At 61.0% G+C, this 17,515-nt stretch carries 9 protein-coding genes and 6 tRNA genes; 7 read left to right on the top strand and 8 right to left on the bottom strand.

Annotated elements, in window-relative coordinates; genetic code table 11:
- Nucleotides 1-72 precede the first annotated feature (72 nt).
- Both MPZ60_RS17120 and MPZ60_RS17115 read left to right on the top strand, forming a co-directional pair.
- Nucleotides 73-3,969, top strand: coding sequence for a DUF748 domain-containing protein (locus MPZ60_RS17120; RefSeq protein ID WP_034359286.1), 3,897 nt, complete (start codon nucleotides 73-75; stop codon nucleotides 3,967-3,969).
- 215 nt (nucleotides 3,970-4,184) lie between these two features.
- Nucleotides 4,185-6,845 (top strand): DUF349 domain-containing protein, encoded by a 2,661-nt coding sequence (locus MPZ60_RS17115; RefSeq protein WP_034359284.1) that lies wholly within the window; start codon nucleotides 4,185-4,187, stop codon nucleotides 6,843-6,845.
- Between the two features lie 133 nt (nucleotides 6,846-6,978).
- On the opposite strand, the gene MPZ60_RS17110 is transcribed toward MPZ60_RS17115, so the two are convergent.
- From MPZ60_RS17110 to MPZ60_RS17085, 6 genes are all read right to left on the bottom strand, one after another.
- Nucleotides 6,979-7,063, bottom strand: a tRNA-Leu gene (locus tag MPZ60_RS17110).
- A 245-nt stretch (nucleotides 7,064-7,308) separates the two neighbouring features.
- Nucleotides 7,309-7,393, bottom strand: a tRNA-Leu gene (locus MPZ60_RS17105).
- A gap of 143 nt (nucleotides 7,394-7,536) precedes the next feature.
- A tRNA-Leu gene (locus tag MPZ60_RS17100) sits at nucleotides 7,537-7,621 on the bottom strand.
- Between the two features lie 143 nt (nucleotides 7,622-7,764).
- Nucleotides 7,765-7,849, bottom strand: a tRNA-Leu gene (locus MPZ60_RS17095).
- A gap of 143 nt (nucleotides 7,850-7,992) precedes the next feature.
- Nucleotides 7,993-8,077: transfer RNA gene (locus MPZ60_RS17090), tRNA-Leu, on the bottom strand.
- Between the two features lie 143 nt (nucleotides 8,078-8,220).
- Nucleotides 8,221-8,305 (bottom strand) — tRNA-Leu (locus MPZ60_RS17085).
- Nucleotides 8,306-8,339: 34 nt separating this feature from the next.
- On the opposite strand from MPZ60_RS17085, the gene rnr reads away from it, so the two are divergent.
- A complete protein-coding gene (rnr, locus tag MPZ60_RS17080) occupies nucleotides 8,340-10,973 on the top strand; it encodes a ribonuclease R (RefSeq protein WP_034358774.1) in 2,634 nt (877 codons plus the stop codon).
- A 64-nt stretch (nucleotides 10,974-11,037) separates the two neighbouring features.
- Here the strand turns inward: rnr and MPZ60_RS17075 are convergent, their stop codons facing one another.
- On the bottom strand, nucleotides 11,038-12,633 hold the full coding sequence (locus tag MPZ60_RS17075) for an NAD(P)H-hydrate dehydratase (protein ID WP_034358759.1): 1,596 nt from the start codon (nucleotides 12,631-12,633) through the stop codon (nucleotides 11,038-11,040).
- A gap of 97 nt (nucleotides 12,634-12,730) precedes the next feature.
- Entirely contained in the window at nucleotides 12,731-14,119 is a 1,389-nt protein-coding gene (locus MPZ60_RS17070) for an amidase (RefSeq protein WP_034358756.1), read from the bottom strand.
- 227 nt (nucleotides 14,120-14,346) lie between these two features.
- Here MPZ60_RS17070 and rpsB point away from each other — a divergent pair, with 227 nt between their 5' ends.
- The 4 genes from rpsB to frr all read left to right on the top strand — a co-directional run bounded on the left by rpsB (nucleotide 14,347) and on the right by frr (nucleotide 17,515).
- Nucleotides 14,347-15,099, top strand: a complete 753-nt coding sequence (gene rpsB, locus MPZ60_RS17065) for a 30S ribosomal protein S2 (protein ID WP_003067383.1) — start codon at nucleotides 14,347-14,349, stop codon at nucleotides 15,097-15,099.
- A gap of 108 nt (nucleotides 15,100-15,207) precedes the next feature.
- Nucleotides 15,208-16,101: a translation elongation factor Ts gene (gene tsf, locus MPZ60_RS17060; RefSeq protein WP_012839129.1), complete on the top strand. Its 894-nt coding sequence runs from the start codon at nucleotides 15,208-15,210 to the stop codon at nucleotides 16,099-16,101.
- A gap of 93 nt (nucleotides 16,102-16,194) precedes the next feature.
- Entirely contained in the window at nucleotides 16,195-16,917 is a 723-nt protein-coding gene (gene pyrH / locus MPZ60_RS17055) for a UMP kinase (protein ID WP_003053409.1), read from the top strand.
- Between the two features lie 37 nt (nucleotides 16,918-16,954).
- On the top strand, nucleotides 16,955-17,515 hold the full coding sequence (gene frr / locus MPZ60_RS17050; protein WP_003067379.1) for a ribosome recycling factor: 561 nt from the start codon (nucleotides 16,955-16,957) through the stop codon (nucleotides 17,513-17,515).

Here is a 17,515-nt window from a genome sequence, read left to right as displayed (position 1 = left end):
CCGGGCGCGCGGCGGGTCCCGCCCCTGAGAGTCTTGGAAGGCTTTCAATCTCTGCATCAATAACAATTGCCCATGTCCTTGCTCACATCGAATCGCTGGCTTCGCCGGCTGATCTGGTCTGTTCTTGCTCTTTTGCTGTTATGGCTGCTGCTCTGGGCGGTAGTGCCCTGGGTGGCTAAAAGCCAGCTGGAAAAACGGGCTGCCGAGAAACTGGGGCGCGGCGTCCATGTGGGCAAGATCGAGTTTGCGCCCTGGGCCATGTCCATCACCCTGCATGAACTGGTGATCGATAAGGCTATAAAAAAAGTAGCTGAAACCGCTGATGCAGAGAACTCTGTGGCTCAGAAAGATCTGAAATCCGCCGCCGAGCCACAGCTGCAGATCAAGCGCATCTTCATCAATGCCAGCGCGCAGTCCTTGTTCAGGCTCGCTCCTGTGCTGGATGCGGTCGAGGTCGATGCGCCGGTGGTGCGCCTGACCCAGCATTCACTGGGCAAGCTCGATATCGACGATGTGATTGCCAAGCTCTCCGAGCCCGATGACGAGGAGCCGTCCAAGCCCCTGAGCTTTGCGCTCTACAACATTGCCTTGCGCGACGGCCGTATCGAGCTCAATGACGAGTTCGTGCAGCGCAAGCACGAGCTCAAGGACTTGCAGCTGAGCATTCCTTTCATCAGCAATCTGGCCTCCAAGCGCGAGATCAAGGTGCTGCCGCATCTGGCTTTCGATCTCAACGGCAGCAAGTTCGATACCTCGGGCGAGAGCACGCCGTTCACTGACACCCGCCAGACGGCGATGCAACTCAAATGGGAGCACATCGATCTGGCCCCTTATCTGGGCTATGTGCCTGCCAGCGTTCCCGTGCAGCCTCTGTCTGGCGTGCTGGACACGGATCTGCAGATCAGCTTCGAGCAAAAAGACCAGCCTGTGGTCAGCATCAGCGGCAAGCTGGCCTTGAGCAATGTCGCGGTGCAGGATCGCCAGAGTGCGCCGCTGCTGAACTTTGAGGCGCTGGAGGTGCAGCTCAAGAATGTTCAGCCTCTGCAGAACCAGATTGCGCTCGAATCGGTGCGCTGGGTCAAGCCCGAGGTTCATGCCAGCCGCAATGCGCAGGGCGTGATCAACTGGCTGGGGCTGAATGCGCCGTCCACTGCTGCAGCAGCGCCCGCCGAAAATGCAGAGCCTGAGTCTGATTCCTCCGACGCCAAGGCTTCGGTCCAGGCGGGCACCAAGGCCGAGGCGCCCGCCCAGTCCCTCGCAGTGAGCGTGAAACAGTTCGATATTGATAGCGCTACAGTGCATTGGAGGGATGCTGCTACAGGCGCGGCGCCTGCGGCGCTGACCCTGGCTCCTTTGATGCTGCAGGCCAAGAATCTGGCTTGGCCCATGAATGCGCCTTTGCAACTGACGGCCACTGCAGGTTTGCAAACGGCTGAGCAGGCCCGGGTGGAAGGGGCTGCCAGGCTGGCTGTGGATGGAGAAGCCACGGACAAGGCGGGCAAGCTCAATCTCAAGCTCGAGCAGTTGCCGCTGCAATGGGTGCAGCCCTATATGCAAGCGCACTTCAAGCCGCAGCTCAGCGCCATGCTCAATACCGATGCCCGGATTTCCTGGGGTGAGGGCGGAGTCGTGGCAGAGGTGGCCGAGCTGACTGCCGACAAGCTGCAGCTGCAGGACAAGCAGGCCCCTGTCAATATCGAACAGATCAAGGTCAGCGGCGTTCAGGTCGATCTTGCTGCCCGGCAGGTGCAGGTGGAGGCCATTGCCGTGCAGAAGCCGCAACTCGCGGCCCTGCGTGACGCACAAGGGCACTGGATGTACGAGCGTTGGTTGCCCGTGGCATCGCCTGCAGCCAGGCCGGCAACGCAGGGCAGCAAGGTGGAGCCGGGCAAACCCTGGTCGGTCAAGCTGGCAGCGATTGCCGTGGATGGCGGTGCGCTGCAGTTTCGCGATGCAGCACCTGTGCAAGGCGGGAATGCACGGCCCGTGCAGCTGGATGTGAGCGCCTTGCGCATACGCCTGGGGGCTTTCGAGCCTCTGGCGGCCAAGGCAGCGCCGACTCCGCTGGAGGTCTCGGCTCAGCTGGCTGCCAGTCGCCGTGTGCAGGCTGGTCATATTCAGTTCAAGGGGCAGTTGGGTCTGACCCCTGTTTCGGCTCAGGGGCAGTTGCAGGCCCGTGCTGTGCCCTTGCATGCGCTGGAGCCGTATTTCGGTCACAAGCTCAATGTGGATCTGGTGCGTGCCGACGGCAACTTCCGGGGCAAGCTTAACTATCTGGCCCATGCCAAGGGGCCTCAGCTGTCTGTGTCGGGCGATGTGGAGCTCAACGACCTGCGCGTACGCTCTACGCTTGCGGCCCCGGTGCAGGAAGAGGTGGGCAAGCCCAGTACCGCCAAGGGCGCGCTGACGGCAGTGCTCAATGACTCAACGGCAGACCGTGCCAAGGCACTGGCTGCGCGCACAGGTCTGGGTTTGGGCGATGATTTGCTGGCCTGGAAAACGCTGATGGTGCGCGGCCTGGACCTGAATATGCAACCGGCTCAGCCGCTGCGGGTGAGCGTGCGCGAAACCGCGCTGAGCGACTTTTTTGCGCGCGTCATCGTGCAGCGCAACGGCCGCATCAATCTGCAGGACATTGTGAAGACCGAAAAGTCCGAGCAGTCCGTCGCACAGAACGAAGAGGCGAACGCCCAGGCGGCTGCTGGCGAGAAGCCCGAGCTCAGCAGACCCGTGGCTGAGCCCGTAAAGCCCGAAGATGTCGGCCCCGCGCCCATCATCAAGGTCGGGCCCATTGTGCTGACGGGCGGCAAGGTGCAGTTTTCCGACTATTTCATTCAGCCCAACTACTCGGCCGATCTGAGTGAGCTGAACGGCCGTCTGAGCACCTTCTCTTCGCAGGCTCCTGCAGGCCAGGTCGAGCCGCAAATGGCCGATCTTGAAATCAAGGGCAAGGCCCAGGGTACGGCGAAGCTCGATATCAGCGGCAAGGTCAACCCGCTGGCCAAGCCTCTGGCACTGGATGTGCGTGCCCAGATGAATGACCTGGAGCTGTCGCCGCTGTCGCCATATTCCATCAAGTACGCGGGCTATGGCATAGAGCGCGGCAAGCTCTATATGGATGTGAACTACAAGGTGCAGCCTGATGGGCAGCTCACGGCATCGAACAAGCTGGTGCTGCGCCAATTGACCTTTGGCGACAAGGTGGAGGGCGCGCCCGCATCGCTGCCCGTCAAGCTGGCGGTGGCCCTGCTGTCCGACCGCAACGGCGTGATCGATCTCGATGTGCCTCTGAGCGGCTCGCTCAACGACCCGCAGTTCCGTCTGGCGCCCATCATCTTCAAGGTGATTGGCAACATCATCATGAAGGCAGTGACCGCGCCGTTTGCGCTGTTGTCGGGGGCGTTCTCGGGTGGCGACGAGTCAGGCGCAGTCAACTTTGCGCCGGGCAGCGCCAAGCTCGACGGCAAGGCCAGGGAGCAACTGGCCAAGATCGTCAAGGCACTCAACGACCGCCCCGCGCTCAAGATGACTGTGGTGGGCGAGTCGCGTGAGGCCGAAGACAAGGAGGCCTGGAAGACTGAAGAGCTGAATCGTCTGCTGCTGGCCCAAAAGCGCCGCAACGTGATTCGCGAAGGCAAGAGTGGCGATGAGGTGATGGAGTTTGGCGAAGCCGAGCGCCCGGCTCTGCTCAAGGCCGTTTACGGTCGTGCCGATATCAAAAAGCCCCGCAACATGGTCGGAATGGCCAAGGATTTGCCTGTCGACCAGATGACGGCGCTGCTGGTGGCCAGCATCAAGGTGCCTGACGATGCCATGCGCGAGCTGGCGCTGGCGCGCGGTGTGGCTGTGCGGGACTATCTGGCCACGCAACAGCTGCCGCTGGAGCGCCTGTTCCTGGGCGCTCCCAAGCTGGATGTGCAGGACAAGGACTGGACGCCACGTGCCCAGTTGAGCCTGTCTGCGCAGTGATGAAAGTGCTGCGAAACACCTTGCGATTTCGCATTTTTTGGCTTGCCTTTAAATAAAGGCGAAAATACCGGTTTGCCCAGGTGCTCATGTGCCTGGGCTTGCGCTTGGAAAGTCTGCCCTCATGTGGGTTGGCACTGGCCCGTTGCAGCGTTGACTGCGCTGGCTGCCAAGCATTTTCTGACCCTTACATGACATCTATTTCTCCTAGCAGCACCATGTCTGATGCATCTGAAGTGAACCCGGCCTCTGCCAAGAATACTGAGCAACATCCGCTGGATGCATTGACGGGTGGTGCTTTCTCCGCCGAGACGTCGGGTGATCGCGCCGCGCGCATTCGCGACTGGTTGGCGACTCAGCCCACGGTCGAGCAACTCCAGGACGTTCACAAGGAACTGAGCAAGGGCGACAAGAGTGCTGCCCGTGCCGTGCGCGAGCGCCTTGACGAAATCCGTCGCACCGCGAATCAGGAAAAAATTTCCGTGGAATGGGCCGAGAAGGCTCAGGCACTGCTGGCTGCAGAGCCCTTCGATGCCGCGGCTGCAGCTGCCTGGCAGCGTGATGCCGCCAAGGCCGGTGCCGCGCTGTCGCGCGAGCCTCTGTCGCAGTTCAAGGCCCGATTGGGCGAGCGCGTGAAGGCTGTGGAAGACCTGCAGCATCGCACCCAGGTGCAGCGCGAAGTGGCGCTGCTGCTGGCGCAGCGCATCGAAGTGCTGTCCACAAAGTCCTGGAAGGATGCCAAGGCGGTGCTGGAAGCCCTGGGAGTCGATGTCGCGCGCTGGCAGGAGCAGGCCAAGGAGCTGACCGGCGACGCCAGCTGGGGCAGCGTGGACGGCCGTTTCCCGCCTCAGCTGGAAGCAGCCTCTGCACAACTGGCGCTGGTTTGGGATGCTTTCCAGTCTGCACTGGCACAGACCGAGGCTGCTGCCGCCGACGAGGCAGCACCGTTGCCCACGGTCCCCGTCTGGGCCGACGAAATCCGCGTGGCCCGTGGTCTGCCTCCCGAAGCCGCTGCTGTGGAAGTGGCCAAGCCCGCTGCACCGCGCGCAGCCGCCGCCGGCCGTGGCAAGCCCACGCCCGAGCAGGTGGAAGCAGCCAAGGTTGGCCTGGGCCAGGCCCTGCAGGCGCTGAAGGCAGAAACTGCAGCTGGCAACAGCCAGGCCGGCTCCGAAGCCGTGCAAGCCATGCGCGCAGCCATCAAGGCCCATGGCCGTTTTGTGGACGAAGCGCTGGTGGGCGAAGTGCATGACGCCCTGTTGGCCGCCGGTGAGGCCGAGGGTTGGCAGCGCCAACTGGCCGAGAAACTGCGCGAGGACCTGGTGGCCAAGGCCGAAGCCTTGCTCAACCGTCCCGAAGGCCAGGCACTGGGTGGTCGCAAGATCCAGGAAACCCTGCGCAGCCTGCGCGAACAATGGAAGCAGGCCGACCAAGGTGCCATAGCCAATCATGCGCTGTGGAAGAAGTTTGACGAGGCCTGCAACGCAGCCTACAAGGTGGTCGAGTCCTGGCACGACAAGATTCGTCAGGACAGCACGCAGGCCAAGGCGCAGCGTCTGGCGCTGATCGAAGAAATCAAGGCCTGGGCTGCAAGCAATGCGGCCAGCCAGGACTGGAAGAGCATGTTGCGCGCGCTGCGCCAGTTTGGCGAGCGCTGGCGTGAAAGCGGCCATATCGGCGAAAAGCTGTTTGCCGAACTGCAGCCCCTGTTCAAGCAGGCCATGGCTGCTGCCGAAGCGCCTCTGCAGGCTGCACAAAAGGCCAGCCTGGAGCGTCGCCATGCCATGATCAATGAAGCCACGGCCTTGGGGGCGGCTCCCAGCCTGCGCATCGACGCAGTGAAGGCGCTGCAGCAGCGCTGGCAGGCTGAAGCCCAGGTGGTGCCGCTGGATCGCAAGCATGAGCAAAAGCTCTGGGATGCATTCCGCAAGCCGCTGGACGATGCCTTCAATCGCAAGAGTGTGGAGCGTGGTGGTCGCAGCCAGGTGGCGGTTGAGTTGTCCGAGCATGATCGTCGGGTGCTGGATGCGTCCAAGGCGGTCGAGGCGGCCAATGCCAGCGGCGATGCGCAAAAGATTCACGCAGCGCTGGCCGAGCTCGAAGCGGCCATCAAGGCTCAGCCCGCCAAGTCTGATGAAAACCAGCCCCAGGGCCAGGCAGAGCAAGCGTCTGAAGCTGTTGAGGCGCAAGCGAGCGAAGCCGCTGCAGTGGCCAAGCCTGCACGCCCCGTGGTGGCTGTGCGTGGCGATGACCGCCCTGGCATGAGGAAGGAAGCGGCAGCTGCTGCAGGTGGTCGTCCTGGTGATCGCAAGGATGGCGGCCGTGGACGCGATGCAGCGCGCGGCGAGCGCGGTGGCCGCGATGGTCGCGACAGCCGTGATGCCGGCCGTGGCCGTCGCGAGTTCACGCGAGAGGAGCGCGGACCGCGCCTGGCCGATCCGGCCTTCCGCGCCCAGCGTGATGCCGTGGAGCATGCCCAGGAAGCTCTGCGCAAGCTGGCGGCACAGGCGCACGGCGAAGCGCTGACTCAGCTGCTCGGTGCCTGGCAGGCTCGTGATGCTGCGCAGCTGCCATCGGCTCAGCAACTGGGCAGCAAGGTGACGGCGCCTGTGCGCTCTTCCTGGTCTGGTGCTGTGGCTGCTGCACCCAAGGGCAATGCTGCAGAGGCCCTGCTGCGCCTGGAAATGGCTGCCGATGTGCACACTCCTGCCGATCAGCTGGCGGCACGCCGTGCGCTGCAGCTGCAGATGCTGACCCGTCGCAACGATCCTTCGCCCCAGCAGACCTGGGGTCAGGACGTGGCCACTGTGCTGGGCAGTGCCAGCGATGAGGCATCTGCCCGTCGCCTGCAGACCGCACTCAAGCAATTGCTGCGCAAGTAAGCGACATGTCGCCTCGTGGGAGGCGGTTGCTAAAGAAAAAGGGAGCCGTTGGGCTCCCTTTTTCGTATGTGCTGCTTACTGTCGGGGGGCAACGAAAAAGCCGCTGCATTTGCATGCAACGGCTTGTCGTGTTTGGTGCCCAGGAGAGGACTCGAACCTCCACGGAGTTACCCGCTAGTACCTGAAACTAGTGCGTCTACCAATTCCGCCACCTGGGCTTTCAGAGTGGATCGAATTATATAGCGTTCAAAGTGGCTGCCAGGCGAGTTGAGGCACTTTTTTGTGCAAGTTGCCGGCAGAGTGTTCTAGGGCTTGAGCTATTTTCCTCGGCTCGCAGGATTTGGAGTGCGGCAGACGAGGGGGGGCAGCTTGCGCCAGTGTCTCGCTCCTGGTGTACGTGGTTCAAAGGCGCGGTGCAAAAACGAAAAAGCCGCTGCATTTGCATGCAACGGCTTGTTGTATTTGGTGCCCAGGAGAGGACTCGAACCTCCACGGAGTTACCCGCTAGTACCTGAAACTAGTGCGTCTACCAATTCCGCCACCTGGGCATTTCAGAGTGGGTGAATTATATAGCGGCTTGAGTACTGCTCATGCCAGTTTGCGCGGATTTTTCAGAAAATTTTGCGCGGCAGCCGGGATGGCTGCCAAAACGAAAAAGCCGCTGCATTTGCATGCAACGGCTTGTCGTGTTTGGTGCCCAGGAGAGGACTCGAACCTCCACGGAGTTACCCGCTAGTACCTGAAACTAGTGCGTCTACCAATTCCGCCACCTGGGCATTTCAGAGTGGGTGAATTATATAGCGACTTGAGTACTGCTCATGCCGGTTTGCGCGGATTTTTCAGAAAACTTTGTGCGGCTGCCAAGGTGGCTGCCAAAACGAAAAAGCCGCTGCATTCGCATGCAACGGCTTGTCGTGTTTGGTGCCCAGGAGAGGACTCGAACCTCCACGGAGTTACCCGCTAGTACCTGAAACTAGTGCGTCTACCAATTCCGCCACCTGGGCATTTCAGAGTGAGTGAATTATATAGCGGCTTGAGTACTGCTCATGCCGGTTTGCGCGGATTTTTCAGAAAACTTTGCGTGGCAGCTGAGGTGGCTTCCAAAACGAAAAAGCCGCTGCATTTGCATGCAGCGGCTTGTCGTGTTTGGTGCCCAGGAGAGGACTCGAACCTCCACGGAGTTACCCGCTAGTACCTGAAACTAGTGCGTCTACCAATTCCGCCACCTGGGCTTTCAGGGAAGCTTCGTATTGTAATGCATTTTTTGCATTCAATCTGAATCTTCAAATTTTCTAAGATGCCGTCTGGCTTGCAAACATTCCCTTGAGGAATGTTTCCCAAGTTTGTTTCAACCCTTGCAGGTTGTCGTTAAACTTGGTGCCCAGGAGAGGACTCGAACCTCCACGGAGTTACCCGCTAGTACCTGAAACTAGTGCGTCTACCAATTCCGCCACCTGGGCATCTCAGGAAAGACATAGATTGTATATCAAGAAAATGAACCCTCGCGCAAAAGTTGCCGATATGAACGAAGAAATTTTGGGCACTGTGCAGGGCCACCGCGACGGACACGGCTTTGTCGTCCGTGACGATGGTGAGCGTGACATCTACCTTCCCCCCAATGAAATGCGAGCGGTGCTGCACAAGGACAAGGTCCAGGTGCGTATCGCCCGTCATGACCATCGCGGTCGCCCCGAAGGCCGTGTGGTGGAAATCGTGGAGCGTCCCGATCAGCCCATCATTGGCCGCTTTCTGCAGGAAAGCGGTGTGTGGCTTGTGGCCCCTGAAGACAAGCGCTACGGTCAGGATGTTCTGATTCCTTCCAACGCCACAGGCGCGGCCAAGCCGGGCCAGGTGGTGGTGGTGGAACTGACAGAGGCTCCGGCCTTGTTTGGTCAGCCTGTGGGCCGCATTACCGAAGTGCTGGGTGAGGTGGATGACCCAGGCATGGAAATCGAGATTGCGGTGCGCAAGTATGGCGTGCCGCATATCTTCTCCGACGCCTGTCTCGAGCAAGCCAAGGCGCTGCCCGAAAAAGTCCGACCCGCAGACTACAAGCACCGCATTGATCTGACCGATATTCCTCTGGTCACCATTGACGGCGAAGATGCGCGCGACTTTGACGATGCCGTGTATTGCGAGCCCGCCAAGGTGGGGCGCAGCAAGGGCTGGCGTCTGCTTGTTGCGATTGCGGATGTGAGTCACTATGTGACCACAGGTAGCGCCATTGATGTGGATGCTTACGATCGCGCCACCAGCGTGTATTTCCCGCGCCGAGTGATTCCCATGCTGCCGGAAAAGCTCAGCAACGGGCTGTGCTCCTTGAACCCCGACGTCGATCGGCTGTGCATGGTCTGCGACATGCTGATCACGGCGCAAGGTGAGATTCACGCCTATCAGTTCTACCCGGCAGTAATGCATAGCCATGCGCGCTTCACCTATACCGAGGTGGCTGCAATCCTGGCCAATACGCGCGGCCCTGAAGCAGCCAAGCGCAAGGAGCGCGTGCAGGATTTGCTGAATCTGTATGGCGTCTTCCAGTCCCTGCTCAAGGCTCGCGAGGCGCGCGGTGCCGTGGACTTTGAGACGACCGAGACGCAAATCGTCTGCGACGACAACGGACGCATCGAAAAAATCGTGCCACGCACTCGCAATGATGCGCACAAGTTGATTGAAGAAGCCATGCTGGCGGCGAATGTCTGCAGCGCAGATTTCATCGACCAAAGCGGGCAGCTTGGTCTGTTCCGCGTGCACGACAAGCCTTCGCTGGAAAAGCAGGAAATTCTGCGCAATTACCTCAAGGCCATGGGTGTGAGCATGAGCATTAGCGAAAACCCTTCGACCAAGGAGTTTCAGCAGATTGCCAATGCCACCAAGGACAGGCCTGACTCGCAGCAGATTCACACCATGCTGCTGCGCTCCATGATGCAGGCTTTCTATACGCCGGAAGGCTCGGGCCACTTCGGTCTGGCCTTTGAGGCCTATACCCACTTCACCAGCCCGATTCGTCGTTATCCGGACTTGCTGGTGCACCGCGTGATCAAGGCTGAGTTGAACGGCACACACTACAAGCTGCCCAGCCTGCCCACGCCGGGTGAAGCCGAAGCCAAGATGGCCAAGCGCCTCTCCTCGCGTGTGGTCGAGCCGGGGCAAAAGCCGCGCAAGCGCTCGGCGGCCAAGGAATTCCAGGCCTGGGAGGCTGCCGGCCTGCACTGCAGCGCCAACGAGCGCCGCGCCGATGAAGCCAGTCGCGATGTGGAGGCCTGGCTCAAGTGCAAATACATGCGCGAGCATCTGGGCGAGGAGTTCGCGGGCACGGTTTCCTCGGTCACGACCTTCGGAGTCTTTGTGACGCTGGATGCCATGTATGTGGAAGGGCTGGTGCATATCACCGAGCTGGGCGGCGACTACTTCCGCTTCGACGAAGCCCGGCAGGAGTTGCGTGGCGAGCGCTCGGGTGTTCGCTATGGCATCGGCGCACGAGTGCGGGTGCAGGTCAGTCGCGTGGATCTGGACGGCCGTCGCATCGACTTCCGCCTGGTTCGTGATGGCGAGGATGGCTTGGTACAAACACCACGCAGCGGTCGTGGCCAGGCCAAGGATGAGGGGCGTGGCCGTCGCGAGTCACGTGACGAACGCAGTGCGGGCGGCTATGCCGACAAGTGGAGTCGTCGCGATGCCAAGGCCAATCGTGCGCAGCGCAATGCCGCTGCGGGGCCTGCTTCTGCACCTGAGCCCGATCGCGCCAAGCAGGGCCGAAAGGCAGCCAAGAAGGCCATGCTGAAAAGCGTGAACCTGGCCGCACTGGAGGCAGAGTACGCACAAGAGCACGCCGCGCCTAAGCCTGAGCCTGTGACGGAGTCCGTGACTGCGGTGCAGCAAGCCAAGCCTCGCAAGGCGGCAGGCAGGAAAAAGGTTGCAGCTCTGCTTGCGCCTGATGCTCCGGCCATCTCTGTTGCCAAGGCTGCGGTCAAGCCCGAATCAAAATCGGTCGCAAAGCCCGCAACCAAGGTCTCAACGAAGTCTGTGGCGAAGTCGGCTCCCAAAGCCGTAAAGGTTGCTGCCAAGCCTGCGGCAGGTACCAAGGCTGCACCGGCAAGCAAAACCAGCAAGCGCAAGACCGAGCGCTGATTGCTCTCCTATCAAGAGCTGAAAGGCCTTGCCAGATAATGGCAAGGCCTTTGTTTTTTGCAGTTTATTGATTGCCCAGACGCAGAGCCAGTGCACTGGCGCTGAATGGGAGGTTTGCTGGCCAGCAATCTGCAATGTGGCCATGGCGGAAGGCAGCCTGAGTCGCTGCCATATCGGCACTTTGACCCTGTGCCCATAGCGCCGCTATCAATCCGGCCAGCACATCGCCCGTGCCGCCCGTGGCCAGGCGGGCATTGCCGCTGGCATTGATCCAGACTTGCTGCTGTGGATTGGCAACGACCGTGCCCGAGCCCTTGAGCAGCACCGTGCACTGAAATTTGCTGGCAAGCTGCAGGCAGGCTTGAAGGCGGTTGGCTTGTACTTGAGCGGTGCTGGTTTGCAGCAGGCGCGCGGCCTCCAGCGGGTGGGGGGTCAAGACCGTGGTTTGCTGGCGTGCGGCGCGCTGGCTCAGCTGCTGTGCCAGTGCCGGGCTGGCCGCAACGGCGTTGAGTGCGTCGGCATCCAGCACCAGTTGTGGCGCTTGTGCCTGTATGTGAGGCAACCAGGCCTGCACGGCTTCGCCACCACCGCAGCCGCAGACCGCGGTGGCCTGGCTCCAGTCCTGCGCGGCGGGTTGGCGCAACATGATTTCCGGCCAAGGCGCAGTGCCTTGCGGTGATTGCTCGTCCAGCAAGGCCAGCATGACGCGACCGGCTCCTGTGTGCAGTGCCGCCAGTGCCGCCAGCCAGGCAGCGCCCGTCATCGACAGGCCGCGCATGCCCAGGCCTTCGCCGCCGAGCACGGCCACATCGCCAAAGCTGCCTTTGTGACTGGCGTGCGGGCGTGCTCTTGAGGAGGCAAGGCCTGGGTTGCTCAGATATGCCGTGGGCTGTGCTGCAGCGACTAGGGCGGGCGAGTGCGGTACGTCGGGAGCGCTGGCAATGCCGCAGCCCAGGTCGTCCCACCAGATTTGTCCGCAGGCATCGCGGCCCTGACCGGTGAACAGGCCGGGCTGCAGGGTCAGCAAGGCAAGCGTGTGGCGTCGTTGGTCGGCGGAGATGTGGCCGGGTGCGAATTCCCTCAGATATTGACCGGTATCGGCATCGAGGCCTGAGGCAACGTCTACACAGAGTACGTTGCAGGTGCAATGCTGAACCTGGGCCAGCAACTGCAGCAGGCGCTGATCGGCAGCCGAGGTCTTGCCAAAAGTGCGCGGGCTCAGTCCTATGCCCAGCAGTGCATCAACGCACAGGTCTTGTGGTCCCAGATCGACGGGGGCGTCATCGAGCCGCTGCACGCCAGCCTGCAAGGCTTTGTTCCGGGAAATCTGTGCATCGGACGGAAGTTCGGCAGGTGCGCGCACTTCGCTGACCATGATTCGCGCATGGGGCAGCATGGCCCTGAGCTGAGCTGCCGCCTCAAAGCCGTCGCCGCCGTTGTTGCCAGGGCCGCAGGCAATCCAGATGCGTTGCGCGTGCGGGGCTATTGCCATTGCCAGCTTGGCGATGGCAAGGCCTGCGCGTTCCATCAGCCTGTGAGGCGGCAGGCGGTCGGCGCAAGCCTTCTCAATCTGACGTGTGGCGGCGGTGCTGAACAGCGGCCAGCCTTGACCAGCGGAAATGGAGGCGGGCGAGGTGTCGGAGGGAGAAATGCGCAGCATGGCCCGAGGATAGCCTCCGGCTGCGCATTTGTGGGTTTTGATGATTTTTGCCTTTTAATTCAATAGCCATAAGCGGTTATAGCTACGGAAATTGAAGTCAGTCGCGATTGAGCACGGCTTCGATGCCCGCGCTGATATTCAGGATGGCATCGTCGTGCAGGGCGGCATGCCAGATCATCAGGCCCATGGGGAGCTCGTTCGGGTTGTGGCACGGCAGTGACAGGGCGCAGCCGTCCAGCATATTGACCACGCTGGTATTGCGCAGCAGCAGGCCGTTGACGCGGAAAAATTCCTCGTCACGCTTGGCGTCGGCTGCGGCGTCGAAACCGTTGGTCGGGGCGACGGATGCAATCGTGGGTGCCGTGATCGGCGTGGTGGGCGAGAGCAGGGCGTCATAGCTGACTATGGCACTCTCCATCTTGGCAATCCAGCGCTTGCGCGCGGCCAGCAGATCCAGATAGTCGGCAGCGCTCATGCTCGCGCCGCGCTCTATGCGCGAGCGTACTCGGGGGTCGTAGAGCGCGGCCTTGGCGGGGTCCTGCAGATGGCGCCGGTGCCAGGCATAGCTTTCGGTGGGCGAGAAGCCCCCGATGATGTTGACCCCGTCCAGCTCCTCCAGCTCGGGCAGGTCAATCCACTCGATCTGTGCGCCGCCGGCCTGCAGCTTGGCGATGCTGCGTTCGAAGGCGTTGCGCACGGCGGGCTCGATCTGATCGAAGAAGACGGGGCGTGGCACTGCCAGGCGCCACTGGCTCAGGCTGCGTTCGTCCTTGGTGACTTTGCGCTCGGCCAGAATCTCGTGCAGCAGCACGGCATCGCGCACGCTACGCGTAATGGCGCAGGCAGTGTCCAGTGTGGGCGAGAGTGGCACGGTTCCTTCGGTGGGAACCAGCCTGGCCGTGCTTTTGAAGCCAACCAGGCCATTGAGTGCAGCGGGAATGCGGATGGAGCCCCCGGTGTCCGAGCCCAGAGCCGCCCAGGCGGCGCCGCTGGCGACGGATACAGCAGCGCCTGACGAGGAGCCGCCCGGAATGCGGGCCGGCCATGTGGGCGCCAGCTGAGGATTGGCGGGGTGGCGGGCATCCAGCGCGGCGGGGGTGCCGAAATGCGGGTTCACGCCAACGCCGGAAAAAGCGAACTCGACCATATGCGTACGGCCGATGATGGCCGCGCCTGCCGCGCGCAGGCGGGCAACGGCCGTGGCGTCTGCTCGGGCGAGGGGCGCATCCTGCAGCACCAGGGAGCTGGCGGCACTGCGCGCGCCTTGTGTGTCGAACAGATCCTTGACCGAGATGGCCAGGCCAGCCAGGGGTGTAGTGGGTGGCGTTTCTGCAGCAGCCCAGCGTGCCTCGTCAAAAAAAGTCTGGCTGAAAACGTTGGCGCACAAGGGGCTTTGCGCGGCAGCAATGCTCATTTGCATGAGGTTTGCAGCGCTTTGGCGGCCTTCGCGGATCTCAAGAGCGACGTGACTGAGGTCGAGTTGCATGGCAGTGTGCTAAAATTTTGCGGCTTTGCTAAGGGTTAGTCCGTGAGGATTGACTTGAAAAGCTCTGAAAGTGGTTGATGTGATGGCTTTTTGTGTGTTGCAGCAATTGCTTTTAAGTCGGCAAGGCAAATAGCAAACCGGCCTATTCAAGGTGTTGCGCTCGCTTTTTTTCAAGGCGGCTGCAATCGTTGGGCCGGATTTTAGACCCAACCTTTGAGGTAATTAACATGGCAGTAACAATGCGCGAGATGCTGGAAGCCGGCGTCCACTTCGGTCACCAAACTCGTTTCTGGAATCCCAAGATGGCTCCGTTCATCTTCGGTGCCCGCAACAAGATCCACATCATCAACCTGGAAAAGTCCCTGCCGATGTTCCAGGAAGCCCAGAAGTTCGCCAAGCAGCTGACTGCTAACGGCGGCACCATCCTGATGGTGGGTACAAAGCGTCAAGCCCGTGAGCTGGTGGCTGAAGAAGCCAAGCGCGCTGGCGTGCCCTTCGTTGACCAGCGCTGGCTGGGCGGCATGCTGACCAACTTCAAGACCGTCAAGACCTCCATCAAGCGTCTGAAGGACATGAAGGCTCAGCAAGAAGCCGGTCTGGAATCCATGTCCAAGAAGGAACAGCTGATGTTCGTTCGCGAACTGGAAAAGCTGGAAAAGGACATCGGCGGCATTCAGGACATGAACGGTCTGCCCGACGCCATTTTCGTGATCGACGTGGGCTTCCACAAGATCGCTATCGCTGAAGCCAAGAAGCTGGGCATTCCTTTGATCGGCGTGGTTGACACCAACCACAACCCCGATGGCATCGACTACGTGATCCCTGGTAACGACGACTCCGCCAAGGCTGTACAGCTGTACGCCCAAGGCATTGCCGACGCAATCCTGGAAGGCCGTGAAGCTCGTCTGAACGACGTGGTGAAGGCTGCTGCCGGTGAGAACGGCGACGAGTTCGTGGAAGTGGAAGAATCCGCCGCCTAAGCGAAGTCCGGCTGCGCGACCGCATCGCGAGAAAAAGCGGGGCTCTAGGTAGCCCCGTTTTTTTAGCCGGAATCCTGTAACGAATCGAACTGATACTGGAGAAATACGATGGCAATTACTGCAAGCATGGTCGCCGAACTGCGCGCCAAGACCGACGCCCCCATGATGGAATGCAAGAAGGCTCTGACCGAAGCTGATGGCGATATGGCCAAGGCTGAAGAGCTGCTGCGCGTCAAGCTGGGTACCAAGGCTGGCAAGGCCGCTTCCCGCGTGACTGCTGAAGGCGTTGTGGCTGCTTTCATCGACGGCGGCAAGGGCGGCCTGATCGAAGTGAACAGCGAAACCGACTTCGTGTCCAAGAACGACAGCTTCCTGGCCATGGCCAATGCCGCTGCCAAGCTGGTCGCCGAGCATAATCCCGCTGACCTGGACGCTCTGGGCGCTCTGGCCTACGAACAAGACGGCTACGGCCCCACTCTGGAAGATGTGCGCAAGGGTCTGATCGGCAAGATCGGCGAAAACATGTCCTTCCGTCGCTTCAAGGCTTTCAGCGGCGCTGGCCTGGCTGCCTACGTGCACGGCACCCGCATTGGCGTGGTGGTCGAGTTCGACGGCGACGCTTCTGCTGCCAAGGACGTGGCAATGCACGTGGCCGCCATGAAGCCCGTGGCTCTGACTTCCGCTGACGTGCCTGCTGACCTGATCGCCAAGGAACGCGCTGTGGCCGAAGGCAAGGCAGCCGAATCCGGCAAGCCTGCCGACATCGTTTCCAAGATGGTGGAAGGCTCCGTGCAGAAGTACCTGAAGGAAGTGTCCCTGGCCGACCAGGTCTTCGTGAAGGCTGCTGACGGCAAGCAAACAGTGGCTCAGATGCTCAAGGCTGCCAACACCAATGTGAAGGCGTTCACGATGTATGTCGTGGGTGAAGGCATTGAGAAGAAGACTGATGACTTCGCCGCTGAAGTGGCTGCCCAGGTGGCAGCAGCCAAGGCTGGTGCTTAAACCTAAGCCTTAGCAACAATCGCGGCCTAGAGCCGCGATTGATTTATTCCCCTCCCGTTTTCATACTCATTCAACTTCCATCGGAGAAACACCATGTCCAACGCCATTCCAGCCCACAAGCGCATCTTGCTCAAGCTGTCGGGGGAGGCGTTAATGGGAGATGACCAGTTCGGCATCAACCGTGCAACCATCGAGCGCATGGTGGCTGAGATCGTGGAAGTGACCAAGGTGGGTGTGCAGGTTGCCGTGGTGATCGGCGGCGGCAACATCTTCCGCGGCGTGGCGGGCGGCTCGGTCGGCATGGACCGTGCGACTGCCGACTATATGGGCATGCTGGCCACGGTGATGAATGCCCTGGCTCTGGCAGATGCCATGGACAAGCAGGGCCTGACGGCGCGCGTGATGTCGGCCATTGGTATCGAGCAGGTGGTCGAGCCCTATGTGCGCCCCAAGGCGCTGCAGTACCTGGAAGAGGGCAAGGTCGTGGTGTTCGCTGCCGGTACGGGCAATCCCTTCTTCACCACCGACACGGCCGCTGCGCTGCGTGGTGCTGAAATTGGCGCCGAAGTCGTGCTCAAGGCCACCAAGGTGGATGGCGTGTACACGGCTGACCCGGTCAAGGATCCTTCGGCCACACGCTACGACAAGCTGGCTTTCGATGAGGCCATCTCGCGCAATCTGGGCATCATGGATGCCACGGCTTTCGCGCTGTGCCGCGACCAGAAGCTGCCGATTCGCGTGTTCTCCATCGTCAAGCCCGGCGCACTCAAGCGCGTGGTCATGGGTGAAGACGAAGGCACTCTGGTGTACGCTTGAGCGTTTTGCCGCCACATGCCCGCAAAGGAACAAGAACATGACGATCGCTGAAATCAAAAAGAACACCGAAACCAAGATGGGTCAGTCCATCGAGGCTCTGAAGAACAATCTGGCTCGCGTGCGTACCGGCCGTGCGAATCCCGCGCTGCTGGATGCCATTCATGTCGAGTACTACGGCTCCATGGTGCCTCTGTCCCAGGTGGCCAATGTGTCTTTGCTGGATTCCCGCACCATCAGCGTGCAGCCTTGGGAAAAGAACATGGCTGCCAAGGTGGAAAAGGCCATTCGCGAGAGCGATCTGGGTCTGAATCCCGCTTCCATGGGCGATCTGATTCGCGTGCCCATGCCTCCCATGAGCGAAGAGCGCCGCAAGGAAATGACCAAGCTGGCGCGCAACGAAGGCGAGAACGCCAAGATTGCCGTTCGCAACCTGCGTCGCGATGCCAATGAAGGCGTGAAGAAGCTGGTCAAGGACAAGGAAGCCTCTGAAGACGATCAGAAGCGCTCCGAAGCCGAAATCCAGAAGATCACCGACAAGCATATTGCCGAGGTCGATACGCTGGTGGCGGCCAAGGAACAGGACATCATGGCGGTCTGA

Origin of the sequence: Comamonas sp. 7D-2, assembly GCF_022749555.1 — a bacterium.
Taxonomy (GTDB): domain Bacteria; phylum Pseudomonadota; class Gammaproteobacteria; order Burkholderiales; family Burkholderiaceae_C; genus Comamonas; species Comamonas thiooxydans.
The sequence above is the reverse complement of the archived record's forward strand: the minus strand, read 5'-3'. Positions and strand labels throughout refer to the sequence as shown.